Raw genomic sequence first — 12,649 nt, 5'->3', positions numbered from 1 at the left:
CTTTGCGTTTTTTGCTAATATTTATCGATTCAAGGCGATTTCTTTTGTGATAGAATAGAGTTCAACGCCGTTTGAAGAGGAGCGATGATTCATGCGCATGAACAACCTGCTGCACTATACTGAAAATCACCGTTACTGCGTATATCGCGACTTCTGTCTGGGTCCTGTGGATCACCGGATGCTGAGTCTGATCTATCAGCCCATGGTCGGTGGATTTGCTATCTCGTTCTATCAGCTGTTGTTCCAACAGGTTCCCCTCGAGCAGGTCGGATATTCAAAACCTGAGCAGCAGCGGAAGCTGTTCCTGACTCTCGGGGTGGATCCGAGTGAGAAGGGGCGCAGATATCTTATAGAGCAGACCTCGAAGCTGGAAGCTGTGGGGCTTCTGCAAAGCAGCAGAATTTACCTGCCGGAGACAGACGATTATGTCTATGAGTATGAGCTGCAGCCACCGCTTCCCCCAACCCAGTTCTTTAAGACACAGCACTTGACCTTGCTGCTTAGAGATAAGCTGGGCAAGTTTGCCGTGCTGTCTCTTCAGGAGCAGCTTTGGAGCAAGGAACCGCAGGAATGGAGTCAGACCCTGATGAACAAGGAGAATCTGTCCGTTCCTTTCTATGATATTTTTGAACTGAATACCCATGCGATTGACTATGAATTGGAACAAGCGATTGCCGAGGTGCAGATATCCCGGCAGCCTGAACTTCGCCAGTTGGAGGAGGAAGGCTTCAATTATTCCGATATTATTTTGCGTTTTCCAAGGGATTCAGTGAACCGGGCTCAGGTCGAATCGTTCCGCTATGATGCTGAGAAGCTGGGCGCGGTTAATTACGTTGCCCGTAAATATAATTTGTCAGTGCAGGACCTATGCCGGCTGCTGGATGAGGACGGCATCTTCGGACCGGATGGCAGTCTTCTCATTGATGAGCTGCAGCACCGGGCGAATTTGCATTTCCGTCAGGGTAAGCGTCGCGAGGAAGAGCGCCAGGCACTCGGCGGCAAGGTCGTCTCTTTGCGCCAAGGCAGCGATTTGATGGCCGCAGGCGAGTCGCCGCCTGAAGAGCATGCCGTACAGATGGAGTACTATGTGGAGGTGCCTCCGCAGCTTCAAGGCAAATGTGATGTGCATCAGTATAATATGATGCTTCGCAATGAGCCGCATACAAGGCTGTTGCCGAAGTTCTTCCCAGGCTCGGTGCCGGACAGTTTGCTCGATATCTTCGAGAAGATCGACCTCAATTATAAGCTGCCAGCCGAAGTTATTAACGTGCTGATTCATTATTTGATGATGCTGCTGACGACTGGCGGCGAGCAGAGAATTAACCGTAAGTTTGTAGAATCTATTGCCTCGAATATGCTGCTTAAGCAGGTTACTACATATGAGAAGGCGGTTGTATATATACGTGAGCAAGGCAAAGTCAAGAAGAGCGGTGAGCCGGGCAGTACTCCTCCAGCGGCAGGCGGGCGAGGCAAGTCCTATGCCCGCAGCGGGAAGGTGAAGCCGGATATTCCCATCGTACAAAGCACGAACACCGGAGAAGAGGGAGTGTCGGAGGAGGAGTTTGCCGAGCTGATTAAGATGGCCCAGCAAATGCAGACCGGCCACAGCAAGGGCTCTTAGAGGCCGGCTCCCGATAACGTATAAGAAATTTAGGGAGGAGAAGGCCATATGGAATCCATGGGAGAACTGCTGCAGCAGATGAAGCGAAGTCCCGAGTTCCGGGACCGCTCCCAGCGAATTATGAATGAGCTGCTGAGTGATCCGCTGATTCTGAAGCTGCTGGACGAGCATCCCGAACTGGATAAGCAGCAGCTCACCCTTCACTTGGGCAAGCTGTTCCAATACGTCAAAGAAAGCAAAAATTGTGATGCGTGCCCTGGCTTGGAGAACTGCCCTAATGACTTCCAAGGGCATTACACCAAGCTATCCGTTGAGAACGTCATTGGCCCGCCGCAGCTGTTTCAGCGTCAGGTTCCTTGTGCCAAGCAGCTGGCCTATGAGCGGAATATCCAGGTCCAGAAGCGAATCCGCAGCTTCTATGTGGATGAGCGGGCCTTGCAGGAAGGCTATGATGCTGTTGAGATCGCGGCCAAGGACAGTGCCCGTGCCCCGGCCGTAGCGCGGGTGTTCCGTTATATTAACGAGACGAAAGAGAACGGTCTTTCCAACCGAGGCTTGTATTTGGTAGGGCATTTTGGTACGGGCAAGACTTTCTTGATGTCTTACCTGCTGCATGAGCTGGCCAAATCCGGGTATACGGGGGTTATTGTCTATATGCCTGAATTTGTTGAGGACTTGAAGCTGATTATGCAGGACGGTCAGAAGCTCAAGGAAATGACGGAGACGATGAAGCAGGCGGACCTTCTCGTATTTGATGATATTGGTGCGGAGAACCTCAATCCATGGGTCCGGGACCATGTGATGGGTGCGATCCTGAACTACCGGATGAACCGCAGGCCAACGTTTTTCACCTCGAATTACGATTTAACGGCTTTGGAGAAGCATTTGAGCTTTACAAGCAAAGACGGAGAAGAAGCACACAAAGGCCAGCGGCTGATGGAACGCATCGCTCCCTTCGTAGATGTGGTTTCCGTGAATGGAAGCAATAAGCGCGGCAGCCGCGCAAGTGGAGATTGAGATTTAAGGTCCGCCCTTCGGCGGGCCTTTTTTACTTATTTTATTTATAGATGGGTCAATTCCGGTTAATAATAGGGTAGGTGCTTTAGGGGATGGTTTTAAGAATGAACCTGCTTCCCATTTCCTATTTGCTAAAAAAATGATATACTAAAGGCTGTACTGATTACAGTCAACCATATTTTAACTGTCTAAAGTTTGAGATCCTTTTTTCGGACCCCGACTTTATTTTAGGAGGAGATAAGCATGGCAATCGTTAACGTTTCAGATTCATCTTTCAAATCGGAAGTGGAAGGCCAAGGCACAGTCCTGGTTGATTTCTGGGCACCTTGGTGCGGTCCGTGCAAAATGCTGGCTCCAATCCTGGACGAATTGTCCTCTGAGGTTGATGTGAAGATTGCGAAGGTTAACGTGGACGAGAATCCGGAATCGGCTTCCCGCTTCGGCGTCATGAGCATTCCGACTTTGATCTTCTTTAAAGACGGCCAACCGGTCGATAAAGTAGTCGGGCTGAACTCCAAGGAATCGCTGAAGAGCTTGCTTGCTAAGCACCAATAATCGCTTCTTGGACATGGCCTAAAGAGAACAACGCCTCCGGTATCCCGGGGGCGTTTTCTTTATGAGCATGTGCCTATATAATTAGATAGGGAATTATAACTTCTTAGTTTATTCCATGCGGGGAGGAGTAGGTGGCATGGATTCTCATATAAATAAAATTGATGAGCAGGAGAAGGCGCTGGAGGCCATTCGGCACAAGCTTGCGCTTCTTCCGGATTTACCGGGATGCTATCTGATGAAGAACCGGGACGGCACCATTATTTACGTAGGAAAGGCCAAGATTCTTAAGAATCGGGTGCGTTCCTATTTTACAGGAAGTCATAACGGTAAGACCCAGCGGCTGGTCTCGGAAATTCGCGATTTCGAGTATATTGTAACGGCTAGCAACATGGAAGCTCTGATCTTGGAGTGTAACCTGATCAAGACGCATCAGCCCAGGTACAATATATTGCTCAAAGACGATAAGACTTTCCCTTATATTAAAATAACGAATGAGCCTCACCCAAGGCTGGAGGTAACTAGACGCATTCTTAAGGATAAGGCGAAGTATTTCGGTCCCTATCCGAATGCTTACGCTGCCCAGCAGACCAAGAAGCTGCTTGACCGGATGTATCCGCTGCGCAAGTGTAATGTAATGCCGAAGGAGGTCTGTCTTTACTATCATATGGGCCAGTGTCTGGCTCCATGTGTTCAAGAGGTGCCTAAGACTACCTATGAAGAAATTACGCAGGAGATCGCCAGCTTCCTGAGCGGGGGTCATGAGGAAATCAAGAAAGAGCTTCAGCGGAAAATGGAAGAAGCTGCGGAAGAGCTTTATTTCGAACGTGCTAAGGAACTGCGGGATCAGATTATAAATATCGAAGCTCTTATGGAGAAGCAGAAGATCACCATGGCGGACGCCCGCGACCGCGACGTCTTCGGCTTTGCTGTGGATAAAGGCTGGATGTGCGTACAAATTCTATATATGCGCCAAGGCAAGATGATTGAACGGCATGCTTCAAGCTTTCCTTTTTATGGGGAGCCCTATAGTGATTTCTTATCCTATGTGACCCAATATTATAGTGATAACCCGGCCCTGCCGCAGGAAATTTTACTGCCTCCAGATATGAAGCCGGGCTCAGAAGCCGCTGGGGAAGGCCAAGGAACTGAAATTGAGTTCCAGGCTGATGGGACTGAGGAGAATGCGGCTGGTTCTGCAGTGGACACAGAAGGACTTGACGCAGCCGCTGGAGCTGCCTCGCTTCAGCAGTGGCTGGGGATCAAGGTGCTGCTGCCACAGCGTGGGCTTAAGAAGCAGATGGTCACCATGGCAGCAGAGAATGCCCGGGTTGCGCTCGATGAGAAGTTCCGCCTGATTGAACGGGATGAAGAGCGGACTTCGAAGGCCGCTGAAAGCCTTGGCGAGTGGATTGGCCTTGACTCCGTCCGCCGGATCGAGGCGTTCGATAACTCCAACATTCAGGGCACCAACCCGGTATCGGCGATGGTCGTCTTCACGGACGGGAAGCCCGATAAGAAGGAGTACCGCAAGTACAAAGTTAAGACCGTTCAAGGTCCTGACGATTATGAGACGATGCGAGAGGTGATTCGGCGCAGGTACGAACGCGTGCTGAAGGAGAATCTTACGATGCCTGATCTGATCGTTGTCGATGGCGGGAAAGGCCAGATATCTGCAGCGGTCGATGTGCTGGAGAATGAGCTCGGCCTGTACATTCCGGTGTGCGGTCTGGTCAAAGATGCGAAGCACAAGACGGCCCAGCTGATGGTTGGCGACCCACCGGAACCGGTGAACCTGCCACGGGACAGTCAGGAGTTCTACTTGCTGCAGCGGATACAGGAGGAAGTGCATAGATTTGCGATTTCCTTCCACCGAGAACAGCGGGGAAAATCGATGGTAACCTCCCGTCTGGATGCCATTCCGGGGATTGGAGAGAAGCGACGGAAGCTTCTGCTGAAGCATTTTGGTTCTCTGAAGAAAATAAAAGAGGCCTCCGTCGAAGACTTCCGGCCTCTTAGTATCGGCGATAAGCTCGCCAAGCAAATTATAGCTGCCCTTCGGGATGAGGAGTCGTGATAAGCGGCTCCTTTTTTGTGCGCTCTTTACTTGGCGGATTGAACAGGTACACGATATACCCGACAATCGCCGGAGCAGCAAAGGTGATCACTCCTGTAAGGATGTTGGTCGTGCCGCCCATAAGAACCAGGCTGAGTCCCATCAGGATACTGTCAAACACCACGTGGGCAAACATGGCTCCGATATACCCGGAACGAAGGAAAATGTAGCTGAACATAAGGCCGATAAAAGTAAGCTCAATTGGCCGGGAAATCACCGGATAGATCGGATACAGCGTGTGTCCGAATGCCCAGATGAGCGTAGTGATCAGGCTGGCGATAAAGGTGCTGCGCACGATTTTTTTCAGCATAGGAATTCCGAACAGCCGGTATACGGCTTCTTCTCCAATGCCGGCCATCCATGCCATAATCGGGAAGACCCAAGGATAGACCATATTGTAAGGAGATTGCGATTCATCCGTCGTTGTCCACATGTTCAGAGTGAGCCCAAGAACAATGAAGATGACGGATTGCAGGCCTAGAAGAATGAATGCCCAAGCATAGCCATTTATAGCACTTTGCAGAACATGGCGGCCATAGCCGGGTTCGCGTGTTCTCATCCATAGATTCTGTCCCTTTTGTCTCCATAGCCCATCGCCTCCGACCAGGGAGAAATAAATGGATGCTGTCATAGCGACCGTAATCAGCCCCTGCATGATTAGAGCGAGATCCAGTGCAATTCCATCAAGTCCTTGAGACTTAAAGACAGGCAGCATATTGAGCGTGCTGACAACATTGATGAACAGATAGAAGAGTGTCAGGAAGACTCCGCGGCCAAAGGAAGCATGGGGCCGAGTCCTTGCACTATAAACGATGGCCAGGATGCCAAGAATAAATGACAGGAGTCCGTATCCACCGAATGTTAGCCAGGTGGCTAGCTTGGTTTGGCTTTTCACATAATCCGTATGTACTGCCGGCACTGTAAATTTGGACTGCATCGAAGTGACCTGCCCGTATTCATAGCCAAACACCAGCTCGGCATGAGAATTGCCAATCTTATAGCCGTTCACCTGATAAGTCAGCCCCAGTGTTTGATTCTGCTGTACGGTGAGCCCCTTGGGATCGTATCCCAGCGCTTTAAGATAAGGCTCGGCCCCAGCCGCTTTATCCTCGAGGGTTATGCTGCCCTCCAGCGCCTGCAGCTTGGACAGGCCATTCTGGTCTGTGTCCAGAATCAGTTTCTTGTCTTCAGACGACCAGGAATCTATCATTTCAAAGCCGACAACATTGCCCGTGGACATGCCAACATCGATGACGAGGGCAGAAAGCTGCGGCTCGGGCTGCTCAAACTTTACGCGGAAGCGCTCTGTCGGAAACTTCTGGTCATATTTCTTCGTATAGTCTTGGAGCAACTTCTCTTTGCTCAGGTAACCGTATAAGTCCGAATCGGTCGAATAAGTAACGAGGGGATTCTCCACATTCGAGGTATTGATCTTCAGTGTCTCTTCGGCAAAGGAAGACGCTGCCTTGATCGCCTGCTCCTTGGAAATCGCTTTGCTTGATTCCGAGGAAGCGGGATCTTGGACCACGGACGGCAGAACTTGGGTCAGGATGAAAATAACAAATCCCAGGGCCGCCAGACTCCATAATAATTTTGGTTTCAAGCTTACAACTCCTTTGTGTGTATTTGCGTGTATGAACGATAGTTACGGGAATACTTCAAAGTAAAGATAACATAAAGAAGGGGCACCTGCCAGAAACTGTGGGGAAATCAACGTGTAAATGCACATAAAACTATATAATAAACAGCAAAGCTCAGAGAATCCGAGATTACATTCCTAATGCAGCGATATTCAACATGTTTTCATTCTGTTTCATGGAAAATTCACTTTGTAGTCATTAGAAATAAGGCTTATAATCCATGATGAAATATGAGAAACGGAATATGAGCCGAATTTCATGATCATGAAAACGGGGGAACCAATCTTTTGGGGTGAATTTCTTACTGTCTCTTCTGCAGGGTACAGCAGCAGAAGGACAGTTGAATAGGGCGACCTGTGCATGCCCGAATCCGTCAGCTAACCTCGTAGGCCTATGCAGCAGGAACCCAAACCTTGAAGGCATTGGATTTCCAGTGTCTTTTTTCTTTTGACCAAAACACAAGAGGTGACCCTTACAGTTGAACAACAAACGCTTCAAATTATCTCCGCCTCAGATTCTGGTGATTGGCTTTGCCGCAATTATTTTTATTGGATCTCTGCTGCTCATGCTTCCGATTTCCATTCATCCGGAAGGCCGCCTTTCGTTCGTGGATGCATTATTTACTGCGACCTCAGCGACCTGTGTAACAGGGCTTGTCGTTGTGGATACAGGGACTTATTTTACGACCTTTGGTCAGGTCGTCATCATGCTGCTGATTCAGGTCGGAGGCTTGGGCTTTATGACCATGGCCACACTATTCTCACTAGTATTCAAACGGAAGATTTCCCTGAAGGATCGGCTGCTGCTGCAGGAGGCCATGAATCAGAACACGATGGAAGGCATCGTACGGCTAATTCGCAAGGTATTATTATATTCTCTTGTCATTGAAGCTTGCGCAGCCGTGCTATTTACGATTCGTTGGGCCGTGGATATGCCCTTTGGACGAGCGGTTTACTTCGGCATCTTCCATGCAGTGTCCATGTTTAACAATGCAGGATTCGACCTGTTTGGAGGGTACCGGAGCTTGACCCAGTTCGTGAGCGACCCGCTTGTAAATTTCGTGGCGATGTTTTTGATAGTATCTGGAGGAATTGGCTTTATCGTAATCTCAGATGTCGTGGATTACCGGAAGAACCGCAAGCTGTCTCTGCATTCCAAAGTGGTTCTGTCCATGACGGCCGCCTTGATTGTGATCGGCGCCTTGGTTATCTTTGTCTTTGAATTCACCAATCCGAAGACGCTTGAGCCGCTTAGCTGGGCAGGCAAGTTCTGGGGCTCGCTGTTCCAGTCTGTGACGCCGCGTACAGCCGGCGCAAATACGCTGGATATCGGCTCCCTCCGTCAGGCGACCCAGTTCTTCATGATCATCTTGATGTTTATTGGGGCTTCTCCAAGCTCGACCGGGGGCGGGATTAAGACGACAACCTTTACCATCCTGATCGGATCTATGTTCTCTATGATTCGGGGGCGGGACGATCTGGTGCTCTTCCGTTACCGCCTGGTTCAAGAGCGGATATTGAAGGCGCTGACCATTACTCTGCTTGCGTTGTTCCTCGTCGTGGCTATTGCGATGATTCTGTCGACCACGGAGGACAGCAGCTTCCTCAGCATTCTCTTTGAGACGACATCCGCGTTCGGGACGGTGGGCTTAACGATGGGATTGACAGGCAAGCTGACCCTGATCGGCAAGCTGCTTATTAGCTTCACCATGTTTGCAGGCCGGCTGGGGCCTTTAACTTTAGCCTATGCGTTAGGGCCGAAGAAGGGTAAGGAATTATATAAACACCCTGAAGGCAAAATGATTATTGGATAAGGAGTTTGACCATCTATTATGAAAAAACAACAGTTTGCGGTCATTGGCCTTGGCCGCTTCGGCTCAAGTCTGGCCCTGGAGCTTATGGATTTAGGGTATGAAGTTCTGGGTGTGGACCGGAATGAAGAGGTCGTAAATCAAATGAGCAATTACTTAACTTATACAGTTACGGCTGATGCTACAGATGAAGAGATGCTGCGCTCTCTCGGAATCCGGAATTTTGACTGCGGTATTGTCGCTATTGGCGACGATATCCAGCCAAGCATTCTGGCCACCATTCTGCTTAAGGAGCTAGGGATCAAAACCGTCGTAGCGAAGGCGATTTCGGTTCTTCACGGACGGGCTTTGGAGAAGCTTGGTGTTGACCGTATCGTTTATCCCGAACGGGATATGGGCATTCGTGTAGCCCATCAGCTGATCACACCGAACCTGCTTGACTATATTGAGCTGTCCAAGGACTACAGCATTGTTGAGATGACGGTTCCTGCCGGATTACACGGCAAGATCCTTGGAGATTTGAATTCCAGAGCTAGATTTGGCTGCAGTGTTGTGGCCCTTCATAAGCCTAGCGGCTGCATTGTGGCTCCAACAGCGATGGATCAGCTGAATGAGAATGATATCATGGTCATCATCGGCTCCAATGACAATATTGAACAGTTTGAAGCTGCGGTCAATGAAGAGTAAATTCAGCTATTTCCTAAGACATCTTTCAAGCCAGGAGTGACCAGCCATGGATTCGGCAACGACTGAAGTGATCCATCATTTTCTTATTCTTATCTTATTTGTACTGAGTGTAGGGCTGATCTCCGGAAAGATTGCAGGTTTGCTCCGTCTTCCAGACGTAGCGGTCTTTATTGCAGCAGGCATGCTGCTGGGGCCGGGCTTGCATCTCCTAAGTGAACCCGAGAGCTCGGCGGTAAACCAACTGATTCTAACTGTAGGCTCTGCTCTAATTTTATTTGATGGAGGAAGGGGCCTTGCACTCGGTGGTCTTCGCAAGGTGTGGATCACGGTAGCTTTACTGAGCGTGCCGGGTGTACTGATTACGGTTGGCGTAGTGGGGGTAGGGATACACTATCTGTTCGGTGTAGACTGGCTCTTCTCTCTGCTGACTGCTGCAGTTATCGCTTCAACCGACCCTGCCTCCATCATTCCTGTATTTCGCCAGGTCCGGATTAAGGAAAGCGTGCGCGAGACCGTAGAGAGCGAGTCCGCCTTCAATGACGCAACAGGCTCAATTCTAACCTTCTCTCTGCTGGCTGTTGTGGCGGGCAGCGGTACACTCTCGGCAGGACAGATGACCCTGGATTTCCTGAAGACAGCGCTAGGGGGGATCCTGGTTGGAGTCGTGGTGTCGGGAATTCTGACTTATCTGACCGCCCATGCCCGGCATGGTCTTCTTCGGGATTATACGACCATCGTCATGCTGATCACAGGGCTAGGCTCTTATCTGATCGGTGACCTTCTGGGGGTAAGCGGGTTTATGGCTACCTTTGTTGCTGGTGTCATATGGGGGAATGCCGAGGTATTCGGCCTTTCTATGGAAGAGAAGAAGCTTGAAGTGAGCTCTTTTGCGGAAAATATCACCGTGATGATGCGGATGCTGATCTTTGTGCTGCTTGGCAGCCATGTCAATTTCGGAACGCTTATCGATTATTTCTGGCCAAGTCTGGCGGCTGTGCTGGTGCTGATGTTTGTAGCCCGGCCGCTAACGGTCTTCCTGTGCGCCCTTGCCGATCGGAAGGTGAAGTGGACGGTGAAGGAAATGCTGTTTATGTGCTGGGTGCGCGAGACAGGAGTTATTCCTGCTGCCTTGTCTGGCATGATCGTCGGGATGGGGGTTGCGCATGCGGATGTGATAGCGGGTATTACCTTTATGTCAATTGTGCTTACGATTATGATCCAGGCAAGCACCACAGGGGCCGTAGCCCGCAAGCTGGGACTAGAAGTCAAAACCTAACACGAGCATAAATTGAAGCCGGTAGATCGCTGTTTGGAGAAGAGAAGGAGCAATCTATCGGCTTTTTTGTCGGAAACAGCCTTATCCCCCAGAAATCAGATGGGTGCTGAACAGATCCCTCATCTCCATGATCCATTGGATGGTCTCAAGTCCTGTTTCCGGCTTGTCCGGATAGATCAGACAGGTGGCCCGCCCGGTCTGTTCCAGCTCTTGCAGCGGAATGGCAGTCAGTTCATTATCCCTGAGCAGCTGGGGGCGCAGATAGGAGCGAGGGAGCAGGGCAGCTGCGCCGCAGGTGGGCAGAAGCCGGACAATAGCCTCGAAGGAGTCGATCTCCATACGGACATCGGGAATGATGCCGTATTTGCCGATCAGCTCGTCCACCAGCCGGCGGTACCAGGTCCCTTTGGAGAAAATAATCATAGGCAGTCCGTCTAGACTTTTCATCTTCGGTGTAAAGCCCTTGCGGGCGAGTTTATGTTTCTTGGGAACCACCAGTTCCAAATGATCCTGGAACAGAGGGATACACCGGAGCCCGGGCTCTTCAATGGAAGAAGCGATGACACCGAAATCGGCTTTTTTATCTTTTACATAGGAGACAATCTCGTGCGTCTTCCCGGTAACGAGCTTCAGCTCAGTGCCGGGATATTTGTTCATCAGCGCTTCAATCAGCGGCGGAAGGGTAGTCTGGATGGTGGTAAGGCTCGCTCCCAGAGTAACGACCCGGCGCTCTGCCTCCTTATAGCGGGAGATGGACTGCAGAAAGTGATGATGTCGCTGCCGTTGTTCCAGTGCATAAGTATAGGTGGCCTGTCCGGTACGGGTCAGCTCGAGCTTTTTTCCCTTACGAACGAACAGCTGGACGCCCAGCTCCTCCTCCAGTTTGGCAATTTTACGGGAAAGTGCAGGCTGGGAGAGGTTAAGCTGTTTGGAGGCGCGATTCAAGCTTGATTGCTCCACAACCGTTATAAAAACCATCAAATCCTCATACATCAGACAACTCCCTCTTTCTGTTCTTATTCCCTATTTACTTATGCTGATTAGTTATAACAATTAATAAATATATTGCAATTCCATTATAAGATAATAAGGAGTAACATAAAAGCGACACAAGTTGTTCACATCTCATGGAAAGAGAAGGGCAATGAACTTCATAATCTGTGGTGTAAATCACATACAGACAGAATTTAAGTCATTCCTGCTTCCATCATTAGCTCGGCAACGACGGAATTTGAAAGGGGTACGCATATTTATGAAAGGGTTTTATTCCAGAAAGCTGCACTCTTTATTAGGTGTTATTCCGCTCGGTTTTTTTATCCTCGAACACATGATTACCAATTTCTCTGCCGTTGAAGGGGGCAGCGAGGGCTTCCGGGACAGTGTGACCTGGCTTAACAGCCTGCCGCTTGTTCTCATTCTTGAAATCTTCGGCATTTGGCTGCCTTTATTGTATCACGGTGTATATGGAACCTATATAGCTTTCCAGGCTAAGCCGAATAATGGGCGGTTTACGAACGAGCGGAATTTAAGATATCTGCTGCAGCGGGTCACCGGCATCATTGCCCTGGTGTTTATTGTGTGGCACGTCTGGGAGACGCGTGTACAAGTTTCTCTCGGCAATGTTACTCATGAAGAGCTGGGGGGTCTAATGCATGATATCGTGTCCCAGCCGGTCTTCTTTGTGCTTTATTTAATCGGCGTTGTGGCGGCTTCTTTTCACTTTACGAACGGGCTATGGTCCTTCTGCGTAAGCTGGGGAATCACGGTTGGACCTCGCGCGCAGCGGGTATCCACTTACATTTGCATGAGCTTGTTTGCGATCGTTACAGTAATGTTTGTCTGGTCGCTCATTGCGTTCCGCGGAGCGGACTTTCAAGCGCAGGGCACGGCCCTGCTTCAGACCCTTCATACAGTCATCGGATAAGGAGTT

10 protein-coding genes and 1 riboswitch are annotated in these 12,649 nt (G+C 50.0%); of the genes, 8 read left to right on the top strand and 2 right to left on the bottom strand.

Translation table 11 applies throughout. The features are described 5' to 3' along the window. The first annotated feature begins 91 nt into the window (after positions 1–91). The 4 genes from DCC85_RS17790 (at position 92) to uvrC (ending at position 5,267) form a co-directional block, all read left to right on the top strand. Complete coding sequence (locus DCC85_RS17790) at positions 92–1,621, top strand: replication initiation and membrane attachment family protein (protein ID WP_108466780.1); 1,530 nt, start codon at positions 92–94, stop codon at positions 1,619–1,621. Positions 1,622–1,669: 48 nt separating this feature from the next. Further along, positions 1,670–2,638: a primosomal protein DnaI gene (gene dnaI / locus DCC85_RS17785; RefSeq protein WP_108466779.1), complete on the top strand. Its 969-nt coding sequence runs from the start codon at positions 1,670–1,672 to the stop codon at positions 2,636–2,638. Positions 2,639–2,881: 243 nt separating this feature from the next. Continuing rightward, on the top strand, positions 2,882–3,193 hold the full coding sequence (gene trxA, locus DCC85_RS17780) for a thioredoxin (RefSeq protein ID WP_108466778.1): 312 nt from the start codon (positions 2,882–2,884) through the stop codon (positions 3,191–3,193). A 136-nt stretch (positions 3,194–3,329) separates the two neighbouring features. Then, complete coding sequence (gene uvrC, locus DCC85_RS17775) at positions 3,330–5,267, top strand: excinuclease ABC subunit UvrC (protein ID WP_108466777.1); 1,938 nt, start codon at positions 3,330–3,332, stop codon at positions 5,265–5,267. Here the strand turns inward: uvrC and DCC85_RS17770 are convergent. Further along, positions 5,236–6,909 (bottom strand): CPBP family intramembrane glutamic endopeptidase, encoded by a 1,674-nt coding sequence (locus tag DCC85_RS17770; protein ID WP_234414228.1) that lies wholly within the window; start codon positions 6,907–6,909, stop codon positions 5,236–5,238. The genes uvrC and DCC85_RS17770 overlap by 32 nt on opposite strands. A gap of 274 nt (positions 6,910–7,183) precedes the next feature. Then, positions 7,184–7,353: riboswitch (cyclic di-AMP (ydaO/yuaA leader) on the top strand. 71 nt (positions 7,354–7,424) lie between these two features. Here DCC85_RS17770 and DCC85_RS17765 point away from each other — a divergent pair. From DCC85_RS17765 to DCC85_RS17755, 3 genes are read left to right on the top strand one after another with little or no spacing between them, the layout of a single operon-like run. Then, on the top strand, positions 7,425–8,759 hold the full coding sequence (locus DCC85_RS17765; RefSeq protein WP_108466775.1) for a TrkH family potassium uptake protein: 1,335 nt from the start codon (positions 7,425–7,427) through the stop codon (positions 8,757–8,759). An 18-nt stretch (positions 8,760–8,777) separates the two neighbouring features. Next, on the top strand, positions 8,778–9,443 hold the full coding sequence (locus DCC85_RS17760; RefSeq protein WP_108466774.1) for a potassium channel family protein: 666 nt from the start codon (positions 8,778–8,780) through the stop codon (positions 9,441–9,443). A 46-nt stretch (positions 9,444–9,489) separates the two neighbouring features. Next, positions 9,490–10,719, top strand: a complete 1,230-nt coding sequence (locus DCC85_RS17755; RefSeq protein WP_108466773.1) for a cation:proton antiporter — start codon at positions 9,490–9,492, stop codon at positions 10,717–10,719. Between the two features lie 81 nt (positions 10,720–10,800). On the opposite strand, the gene DCC85_RS17750 is transcribed toward DCC85_RS17755, so the two are convergent. Then, entirely contained in the window at positions 10,801–11,712 is a 912-nt protein-coding gene (locus DCC85_RS17750) for a LysR family transcriptional regulator (protein WP_108466772.1), read from the bottom strand. Positions 11,713–11,971: 259 nt separating this feature from the next. Here DCC85_RS17750 and DCC85_RS17745 point away from each other — a divergent pair, with 259 nt between their 5' ends. Next, positions 11,972–12,643 (top strand): succinate dehydrogenase cytochrome b558 subunit, encoded by a 672-nt coding sequence (locus DCC85_RS17745; RefSeq protein ID WP_108466771.1) that lies wholly within the window; start codon positions 11,972–11,974, stop codon positions 12,641–12,643. Positions 12,644–12,649 lie beyond the last annotated feature (6 nt).

The organism is Paenibacillus sp. CAA11 (genome assembly GCF_003060825.1).
Lineage (GTDB): Bacteria > Bacillota > Bacilli > Paenibacillales > Paenibacillaceae > Fontibacillus.
The sequence above is the reverse complement of the archived record's forward strand: the minus strand, read 5'-3'. Positions and strand labels throughout refer to the sequence as shown.